The sequence below is a fragment of the Wenzhouxiangella sediminis genome (assembly GCF_003410055.1).
GTDB classification, from domain to species: Bacteria; Pseudomonadota; Gammaproteobacteria; order Xanthomonadales; family Wenzhouxiangellaceae; genus Wenzhouxiangella; species Wenzhouxiangella sediminis.
Genome location: NZ_QUZK01000054.1, coordinates 1 through 18,302 on the forward strand (window position 1 = coordinate 1; position 18,302 = coordinate 18,302).

At 65.6% G+C, this 18,302-nt stretch carries 13 protein-coding genes; 7 read left to right on the top strand and 6 right to left on the bottom strand.

Translation table 11 applies throughout. The annotated features are described in order from the left end of the window. Positions 1–144 precede the first annotated feature (144 nt). Positions 145–4,362, bottom strand: coding sequence for an Ig-like domain-containing protein (locus DZC52_RS15225; protein WP_181918988.1), 4,218 nt, complete (start codon positions 4,360–4,362; stop codon positions 145–147). Positions 4,363–4,666: 304 nt separating this feature from the next. On the opposite strand from DZC52_RS15225, the gene DZC52_RS15230 reads away from it, so the two are divergent. The 5 genes from DZC52_RS15230 to DZC52_RS15250 all read left to right on the top strand — a co-directional run bounded on the left by DZC52_RS15230 (position 4,667) and on the right by DZC52_RS15250 (position 9,247). After that, positions 4,667–5,836 (top strand): acetyl-CoA C-acyltransferase, encoded by a 1,170-nt coding sequence (locus DZC52_RS15230; protein WP_116652016.1) that lies wholly within the window; start codon positions 4,667–4,669, stop codon positions 5,834–5,836. Positions 5,837–5,840: 4 nt separating this feature from the next. After that, complete coding sequence (locus DZC52_RS15235; RefSeq protein ID WP_116652017.1) at positions 5,841–6,734, top strand: hydroxymethylglutaryl-CoA lyase; 894 nt, start codon at positions 5,841–5,843, stop codon at positions 6,732–6,734. Positions 6,735–6,831: 97 nt separating this feature from the next. Then, entirely contained in the window at positions 6,832–7,218 is a 387-nt protein-coding gene (locus DZC52_RS15240) for a GxxExxY protein (protein ID WP_116652018.1), read from the top strand. 96 nt (positions 7,219–7,314) lie between these two features. After that, the gene (locus DZC52_RS15245; RefSeq protein WP_116652019.1) at positions 7,315–8,085 is read left to right on the top strand and encodes an SDR family NAD(P)-dependent oxidoreductase; all 771 of its coding nucleotides are present in this window, start codon (positions 7,315–7,317) and stop codon (positions 8,083–8,085) included. A gap of 322 nt (positions 8,086–8,407) precedes the next feature. Next, positions 8,408–9,247, top strand: coding sequence for a mechanosensitive ion channel family protein (locus DZC52_RS15250; protein WP_116652020.1), 840 nt, complete (start codon positions 8,408–8,410; stop codon positions 9,245–9,247). 149 nt (positions 9,248–9,396) lie between these two features. Here DZC52_RS15250 and DZC52_RS15255 read toward each other — a convergent pair whose 3' ends face one another. Then, complete coding sequence (locus tag DZC52_RS15255) at positions 9,397–10,200, bottom strand: NYN domain-containing protein (RefSeq protein WP_116652021.1); 804 nt, start codon at positions 10,198–10,200, stop codon at positions 9,397–9,399. 154 nt (positions 10,201–10,354) lie between these two features. Between DZC52_RS15255 and DZC52_RS15260 the strand changes: the two genes are divergently transcribed. Next, positions 10,355–11,515, top strand: a complete 1,161-nt coding sequence (locus DZC52_RS15260; protein ID WP_116652022.1) for a hypothetical protein — start codon at positions 10,355–10,357, stop codon at positions 11,513–11,515. Positions 11,516–11,532: 17 nt separating this feature from the next. Here the strand turns inward: DZC52_RS15260 and DZC52_RS15265 are convergent, their stop codons facing one another. The 4 genes from DZC52_RS15265 to DZC52_RS15280 form a co-directional block, all read right to left on the bottom strand. Further along, positions 11,533–14,103 (bottom strand): serine/threonine-protein kinase, encoded by a 2,571-nt coding sequence (locus tag DZC52_RS15265; RefSeq protein WP_116652023.1) that lies wholly within the window; start codon positions 14,101–14,103, stop codon positions 11,533–11,535. Next, positions 14,100–14,666 (bottom strand): RNA polymerase sigma factor, encoded by a 567-nt coding sequence (locus DZC52_RS15270; RefSeq protein ID WP_116652024.1) that lies wholly within the window; start codon positions 14,664–14,666, stop codon positions 14,100–14,102. Before DZC52_RS15270 ends, DZC52_RS15265 begins: the two co-directional genes overlap by 4 nt. 231 nt (positions 14,667–14,897) lie before the next feature. Continuing rightward, entirely contained in the window at positions 14,898–16,805 is a 1,908-nt protein-coding gene (locus DZC52_RS15275; RefSeq protein WP_116652025.1) for a DUF2207 domain-containing protein, read from the bottom strand. Positions 16,806–16,837: 32 nt separating this feature from the next. After that, positions 16,838–17,413: a LemA family protein gene (locus tag DZC52_RS15280; protein WP_116652026.1), complete on the bottom strand. Its 576-nt coding sequence runs from the start codon at positions 17,411–17,413 to the stop codon at positions 16,838–16,840. A gap of 294 nt (positions 17,414–17,707) precedes the next feature. Here DZC52_RS15280 and DZC52_RS15285 point away from each other — a divergent pair, with 294 nt between their 5' ends. Beyond that, complete coding sequence (locus DZC52_RS15285; protein WP_116652027.1) at positions 17,708–18,235, top strand: alpha/beta hydrolase; 528 nt, start codon at positions 17,708–17,710, stop codon at positions 18,233–18,235. The last annotated feature ends 67 nt before the right edge of the window (positions 18,236–18,302 follow it).

Sequence of the window (18,302 nt, forward strand, 5' to 3'; positions counted from 1 at the left end):
GTCCCGGCCTCCGAGCCGGGACCTCCCAGCCGAAGGCGCCAGCGGATGGAAGGCCCCGGGTCAAGCCCGGGGCAACGAGAGGTTTCCTGAAACCTGAATCCTGAAACCTGAAACCTGAAACCTGAACCCCTGAAACCTAAAGCCTCACCAAAACCCATCCCGAAAGATCAAATCCCCATCCACGATCTCCCCCTGGTCATTCCGCCCGTCGAGCTGCCGCAGCCAGGCCAGCAGGTCGGCGCGATCGCCGCCGTCCAGCGTCTGCACCACGCGATGCGGCGCCGCCGACGCCAGGTCGTCCGACGTACTGACCAGCATTTCGTCGATCGCCAGGCTCTGCCAGCTCGAGGCGCTCAGCCGCTCCACCTGGATCGTGTTGGCCGCTCCGGCATTCAGCGGTACGTCCTCGAAGCGCAGCGGCTGCCACTCGAAATGGGTGCGCTGCTGAGTAAAGCTTCGGTCCTCGATCACCGCGCCGTTAACGCGCAACCTCAAGGTTCCGGGACTGCCGGGCATGTGGCGCAGCTCGATCGTGCCGTGGCCGCCGCTGCCGCCGTCGACACCGGTGAAGGTCACGCTGTCGCCGTCATTGCCGAACTGCACGAGTGAACCGTGCGAGGTGCTGTCCCAGTTGATCTCGAGGAAGGGCGGAATGCTCGCGCCGCCGCCCAGGGCAGCATCCTCGGCCTGGTAGAGGGTGCCGCCGGCAACGACGAAAACCTCCTCCAGGGTGGCCGCCGAACCATCGTGGAAGAAAGGCGCGCCGTCCCAGGCGCCGAGCAGCGAGGGTGTGTCGATGCCGGTCAGCGGTTGCCCCAGGCGGGAACCCGACGAAGTCCGGATCGTGCCCACATCGTGCAGCGTGGCCGTCCCCAGGCTCGAATCGGTGAAGCCGACGAGGGGATCGTGGCAACTGGCGCAGTCGAGCGACTCGAACACGTCGCGACCGTTGACCGCCTGCGCCGTGAGCTGGCCGTCGGGCTGGCGATAGGGACTGCGGGGCAGCGACTCGAGAGCCAGCGAACTCACGTAGGCGGCCAGCTCGTCGAGCGCGGCGCTGCGCCCGCCGTTGGGCGCGCCCAGCGACGGATGCGGCAGTTCACCGTCGGGCAGGAAGCCGCCGCCGTCGAACTCGTTGACGATATCGAGCACGAAGTCCTGGATCTCGTCGAAGTTGCCCGTCCAGTGGACATTGCCCTGACCCGTGCCCGCGCGTCCGCGCAGGTCGGTGGTGTTGCGCAGGCCCTCCCCGCGCTGGGTGAAGTCCCAGACCCGACCGTCGTGGCGACCGTCGACGTGGCAGCTGGCACAGGAAATGTAGCCCTCGAAGCTCATCTCGTTATCGCCTTCGGGATGATTCCCGGCGAAGAAGAAATGGCGCTTGCCGGCCGCCACGCTCGGCCCCAGCGGCTCACCGCTCGCCGTGGCGTTGACCCCCGCCGGAAACTGCCGGCTGCCGTCGGCCAGGAAGCCGCCGACGTCGATCCGCGAGACGTCGCGGCTCATGAAGTTCTGGACCCACAGGGTCTCGGCGGTGGCATCGAAGGCCAGGCCGCGCGGCGCCGAACCCGTGCCCAGCCGGGCCAGGGAGGTGCGGCCGCCGCCGTCGCGAATCGCCAGGTCGTCGAAGACCATCACGAAATCGTTGCCCTGCATGGCGGCAAAGACGTAGTCGCCGCGGGGGCTGAACACGATCGCCGAGGGCGAATCGGCGTTGTCGGCGTCGATGCGCCCGTTGGAGAAGCCCGAAACGCCGGGCTCGGCCGGCCCGCCGCCGGCGCCGAGGTCGAAACGCCCCAGCATCGGGCGTACCGTCGAGTCGTGCGCCAGCGGGAGGTTCAGGCCCGTGCCCTGGTCGAAGAACCCGCCGCGGTTGGTGTCCATCTTGATGCCGGTATACCAGAGCCATTCGCCGTGCGGATCGATGGTCAGACCGGCGATGTAGTTGGGCACGCCCGGTCCCAGTGAACCGCCGCCGCTGAGCCCGTCGCGGCCGCGGTCGCGCCACAATTCAAGACGCTCGATCAGCGACATCGATTGCGGATCCACCGCCCAGATCTCGCCGTAATGCGGCCCGGAGATGAATCGCGCGACATAGGCGCGGTTGCCGTCCCCGCCAAGCGCGATCGCCCCGGCCGTGGGCCCCAGTTCCAGCTCGCCGGTCAGGCTTCGGCTCGCGCGGTCGAAGCGCAGCAGCCGGCCGTTGCCCGGGTCGGACTGGCCGCCGGCGTGGGTGGTCACGAACACGCTGCCTCCGTCGGGCGAAATCGCCACGCCGTGCGGCGCGCTGCCGTAATCGAGCTGGATGCGATCGACGATCGCCCCGCTCGTGTCCAGTACCGCGACCGCATCGGCGTCGCGCAGCGTCACCCAGACCTGGCCGTCGTCGGCCACCGCCAGATTCCAGGGCGCCGTCATGCCCGGCTCGGCGCCCGCGGAGAGGTCGATCTCGGCCAGGCGCGCGCCGCTGTCGGCGTCCATGCGCGCCACGCTGTCATGATCGGGGTTGACCACCCAGACCAGGCGGCGCGCCTCATCGACCGCGATCGTGGATGAATGCGTCGGCAGCGGTCCGGCCGGCAGGGGCGCAACGGTCACCGTGCGCGTGTCGGTCACCACCGAAACCGACCCGTCCGCGCGCAGGTCGCGGACCTGCACCTTGGCCTCGAAGTGCCCGGCCTGCTGGTAGGTATGGCTGACGCTGCTCGACGCCGACCAGGCCGTGGTCGGCGTCCCGTCGCCGAAGCCGAAGCGGTATTCGAGTGCCTCGCCCTCCGCGTCGCTGGCGCTCGCCTGCAGGGTGACGTTGCTGCCGGGTTCCGTCGGCGAGGGCGCGACGCTGAACGACTCGATCTCGGGTGCGGCGTTGCCGCCGCCGACGCTGCCGCCTGTCGAAAAGGAAAACGAATAGCCGGACATGCCGTTGCCGGCCGCATCCTTGATGCCGCCGTCGACCAGCACGACCTCGTAGGTGGTGTCGGGCTGCAGGTATTCGTGCGGCGTGATGGTCAGGATGCTGTCGTGGGAGAACGACACCCAGGCGTCGACGGGCTCGCCGCCGACCGGCCTCAGGATCACCGTCTCGCCGTTGACGATGGTGAAAGACTCCAGGGTCTCGGCAATGACCAGGCTGACCGGCGCACCCAGCGGGTAGTTGGTCTGGCCGGGACGCGGGATGTGGTAGCCCACGTAGGGGCCGCGCGTGTCGGGGCTGGCCTGGTGGCACCAGACACCCACCCCGTCGCGTCCGGAAAAGCTGTAGGCGCCGGTGACCAGCAGGTTGCCGATGGGCTTGGCGTACTGGCTGACGTCGAGCTGGCCGCCGACGCTGCCGGGCGGACGGCTGTCGCCCACCTCGTCGAGCTCGAGCACCGGCGTGAGCGTTTCCATGTTGATCTTGTGCCGGCGCGTGAAGGCGAATTCGTCCTGTACCTGCACGTAGGGCACGTTGGTGCCGGCATCCAGGGCGGGATTGCCGTCGAGGTTCATCGTCGTGACCAGCTCGAGATTGGTCGGGTCGGAGTAGTCCACCACGTAGAACAGATTGCGCGGGTCACCCCCGGCCAGCAGCAGGTAGTTCTCCCAGACCGTGCCGATGTAGGCGCCGAACGGCCCGGAAAGCTTGTCGAGAAACTGCGGCGGACCCGGCGGCGAATCGAACAACGGCGAGATGTCGTAGGCGACCACGCCCAGCATCGAGGCGTCGGAGACCATGAACAGGTAGTTGCCCAGCAGGATGGCATTGCCGGCGATGCCGTGATCGGCCAGCGGCTCCCACTCGGCCAGCAGCTCGTCGCCGCGCCAGATGCGGCCCTGACCCGGGTTCTCGCCGTACTGGATCCAGTTGAACGGCAGCGCCCAGGGATAGTAGAGACGATGCAGCTCGCCAGCGGCCGGGCCGGGCTGGTTCTGCGGCGTGAAGCCGCCGCCGAATTCCCACTCGCCGGGTGCCGAAGGCGGCATCAGTTCATTGACCAGCTGGCCGCTGGGCACATCGCGGCGCACCCGACAACCCCAGGCCCCGCAGACCCAGTCGCCGACCTTGGTGGTCGCGTGCGTCCCGTGATCGGTGGGCACCTCGGCGCTTGTGTCGTTGACAATCGAGAAGCTGGCCGGGTCGTCGGTATCGGTGAATCGCCACCAGCGCGGCGACCCGCCGCCGACGTTGCTGGTCAGGATCCAGCCGTCGTGGTAGGCGATGTTGGCGACGCGACCGAGCCCGATCTGCCGATCGAACAGCTGGCCGGGGGTGCACGACTGGTTGGTAGGAAAGCCGGGATTGACCGGCGGGACCTGCGACCAGGCCTGGGTGGCGACGAACGCCAGGATGAGAACTGCAAACTTTCGAACTGTCGGAGACACCGGCTCCTTCTCCCTCGATGACCACGATGCCCCTATTTCCAGCCCCCGTCTCGGACCGGGCAGGGACGAGTGGAACGACGCGGCATCCGGCCGGTTCCTCTCACGCCCTCGCGCACGAGCGTCCGGGAGACTCGCAGACATGGTAGGCAGCGAGAAATGCCCGGGGCGAACCGCGCGAGCGGCAAAACCCGCCGCTCGTCGGGCGCCCGTCTCCCGGGACACCGCCCGGACAGCTTGTGGTCGCAACCCCTCGGCCCAACCTGCGATAATACCCGGCTGAGTCTACAAACCACGGATTTGCCCCATGACCGATTCCATTGTCATCGTTTCCGCCCGACGGACCGCCATCGGCTCCTTCCAGGGCCAGTTCGCCCCGACCAAGTCGCCCGACCTGGGCGCGGCCGCCATCAAGGCCGTCCTGGCCGACGCCGGCGTCGACGGCGCGGATGTCTCCGAAGTGATCATGGGCTGCGTGCTGCCCGCCGGCGTGGGCCAGGCACCGGCCCGGCAGGCCTCCCTGGGTGCCGGACTGCCGGTGTCGGCCGGCTGCACCACGATCAACAAGGTCTGCGGCTCCGGCATGAAGGCCGTCATGCAGGGTCACGACGCGCTGCTGGCCGGCTCGGCCGACGTCGTCGTCGCCGGCGGCATGGAATCGATGACCAACGCGCCCTACATGGCCGAGCGCGGCCTGCGCATGGGCCACGCCAAGTTCCTCGACCACATGTTCTTCGACGGCCTGCAGAACCCCTACGACGGCCAGATGATGGGCCAGTTCGGGGAGCAGTGCGTGGCCAAGTACGGCTTCACCCGCGACGAGCAGGACGCCTTCTCCAAGGCCTCGGTCGAGCGGGCCATGAAGGCCATCGAAACGGAAGCCTTCGCCGCCGAAATCACCCCGGTCACGGTCAAGACCCGCAAGGGCGAAATCGAAGTCGCCACCGACGAAGAACCGGCCAAGTGCCCCGTCGACAAGATGACCAAGCTGCGCCCGGCCTTCGCCAAGGACGGCACCATCACCGCGGCCAGCTCTTCGAAGATTTCCGACGGCGCGGCCGCGACCGTGCTGATGCGCGAGTCCGAGGCCGAATCGCGCGGCGCAGAGCCCCTGGCGCGCATCGTCGCCCACGCCACGCACTCGCAGGAGCCGGAGTGGTTCACGACCGCCCCGGTCGGTGCGATCTCCAAGGTACTCGACAAGGCCGGCTGGAAGGCCGATGACGTCGACCTGTTCGAGATCAACGAGGCCTTCGCTGCGGTCACCATGGCGGCGATGACCGAACTCGACCTGCCGCACGAGAAGGTCAACGTCAACGGCGGCGCCTGCGCCCTGGGCCACCCGATCGGCGCCAGCGGCGCGCGCATCCTGGTCACGCTGATCCACGCGCTCAAGGCCCGCGGCGGCAAGCGCGGCGTCGCCAGCCTGTGCATCGGCGGCGGCGAAGCCACCGCGATTGCCGTCGAACTCGTCTGAGCCAATGTCCGATCACGTCACCATCGTCGAGGTCGGGCCGCGCGACGGGCTGCAGAACGAGCCCTACACCATCCCGACCGAGGTCAAGATCGAACTGATCGAGCGCCTCGCCGACACCGGCCTGGGCGTCGTCGAAGCCACCAGCTTCGTCGCCGCCCCGGCCATTCCGCAGCTGGCCGACGCCGAGGAAGTCTTCGGCCGCATCCAGCGCAAGCCGGGTGTGCGCTATCCCGTGCTGGTGCCCAACGAGAAGGGCTACGAGCGCGCCCGCCAGGTCGGCGCCGATGAGATCGCGGTTTTCACGGCCGCCTCCGAGGCCTTCAACAAGAAGAACATCAACTGCACGATCGCCGAGTCGCTGCAGCGCTTCGCGCCGGTACTCGAGCGCGCCCGTGCCGACGGCGTGCGGGTTCGCGGCTACGTCTCCACCGTGCTGGGCTGCCCCTACCAGGGCGAGGTGCCGGTCGCCGAAGTCGTGCGCGTCGCCGAGGCGCTTCACGAGGCCGGCTGCGCGGAAATCTCGCTGGGCGACACCATCGGCGTGGGCACACCGGCCAAGGCGCGAACCATGCTCGAAACCGTGGCGAAGTCGGTGCCCATGGAACAACTGGCCGTGCACTTCCACGACACCTACGGCCAGGCCCTGGCCAACATCCACGCCTGCCTCGACGCCGGCGTGCGCGTAGTCGACTCCTCCGTCGCCGGCCTCGGCGGCTGCCCCTACGCCCGGGGCGCGACCGGCAACGTCGCCACCGAAGACGTCGTCTACATGCTCAACGGCCTGGGAATGAAAACCGGCATCGACCTCATGGCCCTGGCCCGCGTCGGCGACTGGATAGCCGGCGAACTCGACCGCCCCCGCTCCCGCACCGGCCAGGCCATCCTCAAGCGGAGTTAGATGGGCCTTTAGAATCAAAATCTCTTGAACGCAAAGACGCAAAGCAGCAAAGAACGCAAAGAAAAAGAGAAAAATAGATCAAAGAACAGGCGAACGCATGGACCGAGAGGAGCTCGAACTGCTGGCGAAGGAGAGCGTCGACTGTGTCTTCAGGGTGCATCGTGCGCTTGGCCCTGGATTACTTGAGTCGGCATACCAGGCTTGTCTGACACACGAGCTCGAAAAACGCGGACATCAGGTGGAGAGCGAAGTCCTGCTGCCCATTCACTACGACGGCCTCAAAATCGAAAAGGCCTACCGAGTGGACATGCTGATCAACAACGCCCTGCTGATCGAAAACAAGGTCACGCAGGAACTACTCCCAGTCCATAAATCACAGGTCTCTACATACCTGAAGCTAAGTGAGTTGAGACTGGGGCTGCTGATCAATTGGAATACGCGGCTCATCAAGAACGGAATCTCCAGAGTCGTCAACAATTTATAGTTTTTTCTTTGCGTTCTTTGCTGCTTTGCGTCTTTGCGTTTAAAAGATTTTGCTTTTGAATTTGATTTTGATTTTCGAATAGCCAGGAGAAAGCTAATGGATACGAAGAACATCAAGGCCGTCATTACCGGCGGTGTTTCGGGCCTCGGCTTTGCTGTCGCCGAACACTTCGTTTCGCTCGGCGGCAAGGTCGCGCTGCTTGACGTCAACGAGGACAAGGCGGCCGACGCCGTCGGCAAGCTCGGCGAGGACAAGGCGAAGTTCTTCAAGACCGACGTCACCAGCGAAGCGCAAGTCGAGCAGGTCCTCGGCGATGCGAGGGACTGGCTCGGCGAGATCAACGTCGCCGTCAACTGCGCCGGCATCCTCGGCGCCGGTCGGGTGCTCGGCCGTGAAGCGCCGATGCCGCTCGAGACCTTCTCCCAGACCGTGATGGTCAACCTCGTCGGCAGCTTCAACGTGGGCAAGGCCGCCGCCAATCTCATGCAGCACAACGAGCCCAACGACGACGGCGAGCGCGGCGTCATCATCAACACCGCTTCGGTGGCCGCGTACGAGGGCCAGATCGGCCAGGCCGCCTACTCCGCCTCCAAGGGCGGCGTGGTCGGCATGACCCTGCCCATGGCGCGCGAATTCACCCGCTTCGGCGTGCGCGTGATGACCATCGCCCCGGGCGTGTTCCACACCCCGATGGTCGACGTCATGCCCGAGAAGGTCCAGCAGGCCCTGGGCGAGTCCATTCCCTTCCCGAAACGCCTGGGCAAGCCGGAAGAATACGCCCGCCTGGCCGCCCACATCGTCGAGAACGCCTACTTCAACGGCACCACCCTGCGCCTCGACGGCGCCGTCCGCCTGGAGCCGAAGTAAAGCGAGCCGTCGGAACCGACGCGCAACGTCGTCCCGGCCCCCGAGCCGGGACCTTCCCACCGAAGGCGCCATCCGATGGAAGGCCCCGGATTGACGGGAAACATCCCGTCATCCCGGCCGAAGCGAAGCGGAGAGCCGGGACCTCCCTACCGAAGGCGCCATCCGATGGAAGGCCCCGGGTCAGGTCCGGGGCGACAAGCCCCCTCCTGAAACCTGAAACCTGAAACCTGGAATCCCTTGACACCCCCGCAACATTCTTGACGTACCCTCCAACGCGGATCATGATTCCGGAATAACCCGAACAAAGCACAGGGAGACCCGCATGGAAAGCTTGCAAGAGTGGTACGCCAACCTCGAAACGGCGCAGATACTGGCCATCATCTGGAAGGTCGTCGGCGCGCTGCTGATCTTCATCATCGGCCGCTGGGTCGCCAAGGCGGTGGTCGCGCTGGCCAACAAGGCGATGACCCGCAAACAGCTCGACGCCATGCTGGTCGCCTTCCTCGGCACCATCCTGTACTCGGCCCTGCTGCTGTGCGTGATCCTGGCCTCGATCAGTTACGTCGGGGTCGCCATCACGCCGCTGATCGCCATCCTTGGTGGCGCCGCCCTGGCGATCGGCCTGGCCCTGCAGAGCAGCCTGTCCAACTTCGCCTCGGGCGTCATGCTGGTCGGCTACCAGCCCTTCACCAAGGGGCACTTCGTCGAGGCCGGCGGCGTCTCGGGCACGGTCGAGCGCGTGGGCCTGTTCAACACCCAGCTCATCACGCCCGACAACCGCAACGTGATCGTGCCCAACGGCCAGATCACCTCGGCCCCGATCACCAACTACTCGGCCTTCGAAACGCGCCGCTGCGACCTGCTGATCGGCGTCGACTACGGCGACGACCTCAAGGTCGCCCGCGACACGATCTGGAAGGTCATCACCGGCCACGAGAAGGTTCTGAAGGACCCCGAGCCGGCCATCCTGGTCATGGACCTCGCCGACTCCAGCGTCAACTTCGCCGTGCGCCCCTGGGTGAACGCCGCGGACTACTGGGTGGTCAGGAGCGAACTGCTCGAGCAGATCAAGACCGAACTCGAAGCCGCCGGCTGCTCCATCCCGTTCCCCCAACGAACGGTCCACCACGTCAACGACGGCAGCTCGGCCGGTTCGGACTAAGGAGCGTTCCAAAAAACCTAATAAACGCAAAGACGCGAAGACGCGAAGTTATCAAAAAAACACAATTCGTTTTGTTGGTTTCTTTGCGCCTTAGCGTCTTGGCGTTTTCAAGGTTTTGATTTTGATGGCATGGCCCCTCTAAGGCCGAATCAGTCCTCGGCCTTGATGGACTGGATGATGTAACCACCGGACTTCTCGTCCGGCTTGAGATCCAGCATTCCGGCCTTCTGGGCTTCCTCGAGCAGGTTGTTGAAGCTCTTGAAGCCATGGTAGGACTCACTGAAGCCCGGCTTGCGGCGCTTGAGTGCCTGCTTGACCATCGAGCCCCATACCTTTTCCTCGGCGTCGCGGTCGGCGAACAGCGCCTCGGCGGTTTCCAGCACCAGGTCGAAGGCCTCCTGCTTCTTGTCGTCGACGGGCTTTGCCGCAGCCGTCTTCTTTTTCTTCGAGGTCTTCTTCTTCGCCTGCTTCTGCGGCTTCTTGCGGATCAGGTCGTCGTAGAAGATGAACTCGTCGCAGTTGGCCAGCAGAAGGTCCGAGGTCGAACTCTTCACGCCCACCCCGATCACCGTCTTGTTGTTCTCGCGCAGCTTCGAGACCAGCGGCGAGAAATCCGAGTCGCCGCTGAGCAGCACGAACGTGTCCACGTGCCCCTTGGTGTAGCACAGGTCGAGCGCGTCGACCACCATGCGGATGTCGGCCGAATTCTTGCCCGACATACGCACGTGCGGGATGTCGATCAGCTCGAAGGCCGCCTCGTGCATGGCCGGCTTGAACTCCCGGTAGCGCCCCCAGTCGCAATAGGCCTTCTTGACCACGATATTGCCCTTGAGCAGCAGCCGCTCGAGCACCCTGGCGATGTCGAATGCCTCGTAGCGCATATCGCGCACGCCCAGGGCGATGTTCTCGAAATCGCAGAAAACCGCCAGGTTGCGGGTCGGGTTGGATGTCATGCCGTTGCCTCGGTCATCGTTGGCTCAACTCGTTACTTTGGGGCATGGCGGGCCAAAAGGCAAAGGCGAATTGGCCGCCGGCGCGGCGGCCAATGTGCGAGCAAGGCGGTCATCGGCATTGATCTCCCTATACCGACATCTTCAGGAGTGGATCATGTTCGAGCCGATGACACGCATCATGCGCCTGGCCGCGTTGGCCCTTCTCGCAGCCTTGACACTCACCCCCGCATTGGCGTGGCCTGCCGTATTCTGCGTCCAGACCTCGGAGCAGCTGAGGCAGGCGATGACGACAGCCGGCTCCAACGGCCAGGACGACATCATCCGGATCCATTCGGGCACTTACCCGGCGCCGGCGCCGCAGCCGTTCATCTACAGCAGCGACGGCGCGTTCGATCTCGACATCTCGGGTGGCTGGTCGCCGGGGTTCGATGCGACGCCCTGCGTGTACAACGACGGCGAACCGGGAGACACGCTGCTCGACGGGGAGGGCAATCGACTGGTGATGTCGATTCAGGGACAGGCCGGTGAGGCGGGCGAGGTCCGGGTGCAGAACCTGACGATCGCCTCGGCGCTGGCGAGCCCGTCCAGCGGCGCCCTGAGCATCACGGGTCCGGCCAGCGGCTTCGGCGGCGAAATCCTGGTCGACCGCGTCAAGTTCAGCGGGAACCAGGGGCCGGCCGGCGGATCGGCGATTCGCATCACCGGGGGCAACAAGGTCACCGTGCGCAATTCCATCTTTGCGTTCAACTCCACGGGGAACGGGCAAGGCGTCGTGTTTGCGTCGATGTCCGCCAGTGACCAGGGGTTCTACTTCATCAACAACTCGCTCACGTACAGCTTTCACGATGTCTCGTCGCCCAGCGCCACGACGACTTCGGGGCTCCACGTCAACCTCAACAACGACGGCACGAGTCAGTCGCGCGCCTACATCGCGAACAATCTCTTCTGGGCCAACGAAACCGACGACACCTGGCTGGGCGGGGTTGGCACGACCTACGTCTACAACAACAACTTCTTCTTCGACCCACCCGCCAGCGACTTCAGCGATGGCAACATGTCGGTCGATCCGCAGCTGGTCCAGATCGGCGTTGATTTCACGCCGGCCGCCGGTTCACCACTGATCGACCAGGGACGCTCGCAGCCCACACCACCCTTCCCGGTCCCGCGCCCGTTCGAACTCGACTGGTCGTACGGCCTGCAGGACTTCGACGGCGGCGGCACCACTTCCCGCCTCGAGGGGGCGAATGTCGACATCGGCGCCGTGGAATCGCCGTTCAAACCGGATGGACTCTTTCAGGACCGCTTCGAACCCTGAGACGGCGAAATAAGCGGTCACTCGGGCGCCAGAAGCGCCCGCGCCCTGAGGGTGTCGGGATGGTCTTCGCCGAAGGTCTCGACATGGCGCTGCAGCAACGCGTCGACCGCTTCCGCCGAAAGCCGGCCCGGCGAGAACTGCCGCAGGGCGGCGGCACGATGACGTCCGGCCAGCAGCGTGAACGGATGCCCGGCACCCAGCTGACCATCGAGCGCCGCGTAGGCGCGATCGTGCAGTTCGACGGCTTCCTCGCCCCGGCCCAGCCCGCCCAGCGCCACGGCCAGGTTGTCCATGCTCAACAGGGTGAACGCGTGCGTCTCCCCGAGCGCGGCGGCCTTCTTCTCCAGCGTCAGGCTCGCCAGCGCCGCCGCCGCCTCGAAACGCCCCTGCTGGTTCATCAGCTCGGCCAGATTGTATTCGAGCTTGAGCACGTTGAGGTTGTTCTCGCCCCACTGCGCCGTGGCAAAGTCCATGGCTTCGCGAATCATCGCTTCGCCGCGCGCCTGCTCGCCCGTGGCATTGAGCACGTTGGCCAGGTTCATCGACACGCCCAGCCGCTGCTCGGCGGAGGCGATGTCGGGATTTTCCAGCATGAGCTCACGGGCACGTACCAGACTCTCACGAGACGCCTCGAGCTGCCCCGCCTCGCGCTGGATGCCGGACAGGTTGATCAGGCTCTCCAGGTACTCCTGTGATCGTTCGCCGAAGATCCGCGCCTGAAGATCCAGCACGTCCCCGGCCGCCTCGATGGCCGCTTCCCACTGCCCCAGGTGGGTGTAGTTCAGCGCCAGGTTGCTCAAGGCCGAGGCGCGGTTGATCGGCCGCGACCGTGGAAAACGGTCCAGCCAGTCCAAGGCCTCTTTAGCGGTTTCGACCGCCTGGTCGTAGCGACCCTGCATCCGGTAGAGGTTGGCCCGCGCCTGGAGGATTTCGTAACCGAAATGCCGCGTGGCCGTTTCCGGCGCGGGCACCTCGGCAAAATAGGTGTCGAGCAGATCCTCGGCTTCGTCATAGCGACCGAGCGAGAGGCGATTGGTGATCTGGTAGATACGAGCCCACCGGACTTGCCGGTCGCTCTCGCCCAGCACTGTCGAGTTTCGGGCGAGGAAGTCTTCGGCAATGGCGATGCTCTCATCGTGCCGATCGTCCAGCTCCAACGCGCGCGCGGCCTGCAGTGTGAGGCCGCGCTCGATCTCCGGCAACGGACGCTCGAGTTCCTTCATGGCCTTACGCGCAATGGCGATCTGCTCCTCGGCGCGATGAGGCATCCGAAGCGTGTTGAAAGATTCGGCCAGCACTCGGTGAACCACGGCTCGCGCCGCCGGCTGATCCGCCAAGGAGGGCATAACGTCATCAGCGGCTTTGAGTAACATCTCCTCGACTTTGAGGTCGCGAACTCGACCGGTCGTCGAGGGCGATGCCAGTGCGCGCTGGAGAAACTCGTTGACCGCGGCGTTATTGCGTTGTTCGCGCTCGGCCTCGATGCGAGCTTCGTTGGCGCGATAGAACCCCATGCTCGTCAGCGTCAGCCCGAGCACCAGCAGCACGGCGATGCTGGCCAGAGCGGCCAAACGAAAGCGCCGCTGCGGCGCCGCGCGGATCGAGCGGACTCGCTCGATGACTTCCTCCGGACGGATACGGTCGCCGGGCTTGCGACGCATCAAGGCGTCGACCAGGCGCGCCACGCGTCGATCCAGGCCGGCATGCCCGACCGCCGAGGCCGGCTGCCTTCCTGCCTCGTGGAACGCCTGCAATCCCTTCCAGTCCCCGGCTTGCACGGGTGCTTCACCGGTCAACACGCGATAGAGCGTGGCACCCAGCGAATAAAGGTCGGACTCGGGTGTCGGCGGGGCGCCCAGGACAACCTCCGGCGCCATGTACAGCGGCGTGCCGGACGTCATCGCCGGCCCGCCCTGCGCCCGGCGCTGGTCGAGACTGGCGCCGAAATCCATCAGGATCCACTCGCCCGAAGCGTCGCGCATGATGTTGGAAGGCTTGACGTCGCCGTGGACCAGCCCGGCGCCGTGCACCGCCTGCAAGGCCAGGGCGAGCGACTCGACGAGTTCCAGCACGGCATCAAGTCGCTCGAAAGATTCGCGGTATCGCTCGTCGTGCGCGGTATGACCGACGATGAGGTCCGTCCACAAGCCCGGCCGACCCTCGTGCACCGCCGCACCGTGCACCGCCAGGACATTGCGGTGGCGCACCAAAGCGAGCTGCCGCGCCTCGTGGATGAACAGCTGGGACTGGAAAGGCCGGCCGCGTTCGCTCTTGAGCAGCTTGAGCGCGACGTCCCGGTCGAGCGTGCGGTCGTAGGCGCGATAGACCTCGCCGAAACTGCCCTCCCCCAGCCGTTCCAGTACCTGCAGATGCCCCCAGTCGAACAGGACATCCGCGGCGTCGGGTCCGCTGCCGTTGTCGCGCTCGCCGCCATGGAGCAGGAAAAGCTGCTCGATCTGGCGCAGCCGCTCGGCCACGCGGGAATCCTCCAGACGCCCCGCAGATTCTTCCAGCGACTCGCTCGAACCGGTCAGGCGCTCGAGGATGCGCCGCGCCCGGCCGCCGGCCGGGTCCTTGTCCCGGCTCACTTCATCGCCTCGGCCAGCTGGACCAGCGAGCGCGAGACCAGCATGCGCGCGCTGTTGGCCGAAGGCGTATCGGTCGCCATCGCGATCTCGGGAAAGGAATAGCCGAATTCGACTCTGAGCATCACGGCCTCCCGGGCCTTGTCCGTCAGGGTCATCAATGCCGCTTCGTACCGTTCCAGCACATCCAGGCCGATGACCTCACCCAGGATGGAGGCCTCGGGATCGGCCGGCTCGAGCTCGGCATCCTGCAGGCCGTGGCGATTGCGACGCGTGACGCGCCGGATCTCCATGCGGATGTTGTTGAGCAGGATCTTGCGCAGGTAGGCCAGGAAAGCGCCCTCGCGCAGCGCGTCGAAGTCGTCGACGCGGTCGAGGGCGCTGATCAGCGCGGTCTGGACCAGGTCCTGCGTCTCGGAGAGATCACGGGCGTAGTCGGGCAGCCGGCCGTGGGCCCAGCGAGTGAGAACAGGAAGGAAATGCCGACACAAGCGCTCCCGCGCCTGCTCGTCGCCATCGGAAACCTGCTGCAGCAACGACGCCGTCGACTCCAGGGTCCGATCCATGGGACACGCTCTGAACGATCACCAGAATCCGAGTATAGACCCCACAAACGAAGGCGCCAACCGACGGAAGGCCCCGGATTGACGGGAAACATCCCGTAATCCCGGCCGCAGCGCAGCGGAGAGCCGGGACCTCCCCACCGAAGGCGCCAGCGCCAGAGAAGGCCCCGAATCAAGCCCGGGGCGACGAGCTATTCCGCTTTTCCAAAACCCGGAACCCCTTCTCGGATTGGCTTACCAACCACCCCCACCACCGCCTCCACCACCACCGCCGGAGAAGCCCCCGCCCCCGCTACCGGAGCTCGACCCCGGCGCGGACGAAGCCGACGCCGTGGCGCTGGCGAGACTCGATCCGAGCGCGCTGCCCAGGCCGGCGGCCGTCAACTGCCCGTTGCTGAGGGTGGCCGGATACCAGGGCCGCGACTGCGCGCTGCCCGCCTGCGCGGCCGCCTCGATCTCGGCGGCAAAGCGCTCCGCCCAGGTATCGGCCGCGTCCAGCGCCACCGCATAGGGCAGCAGGCGCTCGAACTCCTCGAAGGTCTGCGGAGGCGCGTCGGCGTGGCGCTGCTCGATGTCGTCGCGCTCGGCAACCGTCAGGTACAGGCGCAACCCCTCGACCTGGTCGAGCAGCTTGCGCCCGCGCAGGGTCGGCGCCCGCATCCAGCTCCAGAACAGGCCGTTGACGATGCCGATGGCCACGACCATCACACCCGGAATCCAGCCGATCGTCATGCCGAAATAGCCCAGCACGAAGACGGACGCCGCGGCGAACGGGATACTGAATGCCGTCATCACGATCGCGCCGATCAGGTCGGTCACGCCGTCGAGATCGCGCCAGCTTCTGTAGACCCGCATCAGCAAGACCGCCGTGCCCAGGTTCCAGATCGCCTGGTGCGCAGCCAGGAATCCGGCAACGAACTTCTTCTCGCCCGGCAGGCTCAACACCATGGCCACGAGCGTGACGATCGAAATCAGAATGCCCGGAATCACCCACCAGCGATTGAGCTTGAAGTAACGGCCCTCCATGCGGCCCGACAGCGCCTTTTCGTGCGCTTTCAGCGCGGCGCTGATGTCCTTGTGATTGGACTGCTCGAACACCATCCGGTCGCCGGGCCCGTCGAGCAGGCTGGTGAGCAACTTGCGCTCGGTGGCCGACTCGGTCTCGCCGTCGAGCCGCTCGGCCACGTAGTCGTCACTGCTGTCCTTGTCGAGTTTGAGCGCGCCCTTGACCGCCAGGCTGACCAGCGCGGCGGCCAGGCAGGTCTTGTCGTAGCCCATCTTCCAGACGTAGCGCAGCATCGCCGGCGAGTAGCCTTCCGGCGGGTCGTAGAGCGGGTAGACCGCGCCGCCGTCGGGGTCGCGCCCCACGCGATGCCAGGCGAACAGGTACCAGAGCACCACCACCAGCGTGCCGACGGCGCCGATGACCGCCACCTGGTTGTCCCGCAATCGCTTCTGGCGCTTTTCCGCCGCGGTGGGCTCGCGCACCAGACCCTTGGGGAACCCCACCGCGATCGTCAGACCCTCGCGGGGTGCCAGAGAGCGCGTCGTCTCGAAACGGACCTGGCTGCCGCTGACGACTTCGCCGACGGCAGCGTCGCCCTTCTCGCCCTGGCGGCCGGTATAGGCATCCAGGCGCAAGTCATCCGGCGAAGCACCCGGCGGCAGGTTCACGACCGCGCTTGCACGCTCGATCGGGAAGCCCCAGGCATTGCCGGTCACGTTCCAGTACAGCTCGTCGAAATCCTCGAAGAAACCGATCTGCCAGCCGGTTCGATAAACGAGCGTAAAGGTATGCTCACCGGTCTCGAGCGTGCGGCCCTCGCTGCCCATGTAAATGCGAACGCCGTTGCTGATCGACTCGACACGACGATCTTCCAGCTCGCCGTTGCGCCTGACGCTGACCAGCTCGAAGGGCACGGTCACGCGCTCCCCGCCCCGCGTTTCGTAAAGCGTCGGAAAGTCGCGGTAGATGCCTCGCCGGATATCACGACCCTCTGCAACGACCGTGATCTCCTCGGTGACCTCCAGTTCCCCGGAAGGCTTCACTTCGACAGTGCTGGCGAACTCGACGATGCGCTCTTCGGCAAACACCGCCAGCGACCACAACGACAGCAGGATCAGCAACAACCCACGCTTCATCGGATACTCCCTTGTCTTTCGTTTCTTGTTGTTCAGGCGCTGCCCCGAAGCAGCCCGGCCACCTGCGGCGCCGAACGCGCTTCGATTCCGGCGCTGAAGAAAGTGGCTTCCTCGAAGCCCGTCAAACGCGCGACGAGCAGGTCCGGGAACTGCTGAATCCGCGTATTGAGATCGCGCACCGCGCCGTTGTAGAAACGCCGTGCGTGCGAAAGCAGGTCCTCGGTCTCCACCAATTCACGGGTCAGCTGCTGGAAGTTCTCGGTGGCCTTGAGGTCCGGGTAGTCCTCGGCCAGCAACAACAGGCGCCCCAGCCCGGCCGCCAGCGCGACCTCCGCACCGGCCATCGCCTGGGCCTTCTGCTCGCCCTCGGCCTGCTTCGCGCGCGAACGCAGCGCGGTGACTTCCTCGAGCACCCGCTGCTCGTGCCCGCTGTAGGCCCGCACCGCCTCGACCAGCTGCGGCACCAGGTCATGCCGACGCTGCAACTGCACGTCGATATCCGCAAAGCCGTTACGCACCAGGTTCCGCGAGCGCACCAGCCGATTGAAAATCACCACGCCCCACACCAGCAGGACGACCAGCACCACAATCAGGATTCCCTCGATCATCACTCGATTCTAAGCCAAGGCGTCTTGCGCTGCGTGGGATTGAAGCGCGGAAAATCAAAACCTCAAAAACGCAAAGACGCAAAGACGCAAAGAAACAAAAACATTGGAACCATGGAAAACACGGAATGCACGATAAAAAGAAAACCCAATTTGGTTTTTCCCGTGTTCTTCCGTGTCTTCCGTGGTTCCAGGTTTTGATTTTGATCTGTCTTTGCGTCTTTGCGTCTTTGCGTTTCCAAGGTTTTGCCCGCTCACGGCCTTGGCACCACGACAAGACGATGCAACAATTCGCTGATGAACGAACGAACGAGAACCGTCATCTTCAGCCACGGTCACGTCTCCGGGCCGCGGAGCATGAAGATCGTCGAGCTGGAGCCCGTCGCGCGCAAGGCCGGCTTCGAGACCCTCGCCATCGATTACCGCGACCTGCAGGACGACCCGGTCGCACGCGCCGGGCGGCTCATCGAGACCGTCCGCGAGCAAGCCGGCCCGACCATCCTCGTCGGTTCATCGATGGGAGGCTGGGTGTCCATGCACGCCGCCGAAACGGTCGAGGTCGCCGGCCTCTTCCTGATGGCACCCGCGCTGTTCCTCGAAGACCGCGTACCCGAGGGCGTGGTCCCCGAGAGCTACACCCCGAAGTCGAGGCAAGTCGCCGTCGTCCACGGCTGGCACGACGACATCATCCCCTGGCAACACAGCCTGCGCTTCGCCGAAGCCAACAAGGCCGCCCTGCACCTCCTCGACAGCGACCACCGCCTCGAATCCGCCCTGGCCCAACTCAAGGCGGTCTTCAAGCAGTTCCTGGATCGGGTGGACTAGCTGGCGCGGAAGATTAGAACCTTTAAAACGCAAAGACGCAAAGCAGCAAAGGACGCTAAGAAAAGAA

What these genes read in the sequence shown, in the direction of transcription:
- DZC52_RS15230 (WP_116652016.1), top strand. Translation starts at nt 4,667, where the DNA reads ATGACCGATTCCATTGTCATCGTTTCCGCCCGACGGACCGCCATCGGC.
- DZC52_RS15235 (WP_116652017.1), top strand. Translation starts at nt 5,841, where the DNA reads ATGTCCGATCACGTCACCATCGTCGAGGTCGGGCCGCGCGACGGGCTG.
- DZC52_RS15240 (WP_116652018.1), top strand. Translation starts at nt 6,832, where the DNA reads ATGGACCGAGAGGAGCTCGAACTGCTGGCGAAGGAGAGCGTCGACTGT.
- DZC52_RS15245 (WP_116652019.1), top strand. Translation starts at nt 7,315, where the DNA reads ATGGATACGAAGAACATCAAGGCCGTCATTACCGGCGGTGTTTCGGGC.
- DZC52_RS15250 (WP_116652020.1), top strand. Translation starts at nt 8,408, where the DNA reads ATGGAAAGCTTGCAAGAGTGGTACGCCAACCTCGAAACGGCGCAGATA.
- DZC52_RS15255 (WP_116652021.1), bottom strand. Translation starts at nt 10,200, where the DNA reads ATGACATCCAACCCGACCCGCAACCTGGCGGTTTTCTGCGATTTCGAG.
- DZC52_RS15260 (WP_116652022.1), top strand. Translation starts at nt 10,355, where the DNA reads ATGTTCGAGCCGATGACACGCATCATGCGCCTGGCCGCGTTGGCCCTT.
- DZC52_RS15270 (WP_116652024.1), bottom strand. Translation starts at nt 14,666, where the DNA reads ATGGATCGGACCCTGGAGTCGACGGCGTCGTTGCTGCAGCAGGTTTCC.
- DZC52_RS15275 (WP_116652025.1), bottom strand. Translation starts at nt 16,805, where the DNA reads ATGAAGCGTGGGTTGTTGCTGATCCTGCTGTCGTTGTGGTCGCTGGCG.
- DZC52_RS15280 (WP_116652026.1), bottom strand. Translation starts at nt 17,413, where the DNA reads ATGATCGAGGGAATCCTGATTGTGGTGCTGGTCGTCCTGCTGGTGTGG.
- DZC52_RS15285 (WP_116652027.1), top strand. Translation starts at nt 17,708, where the DNA reads ATGAACGAACGAACGAGAACCGTCATCTTCAGCCACGGTCACGTCTCC.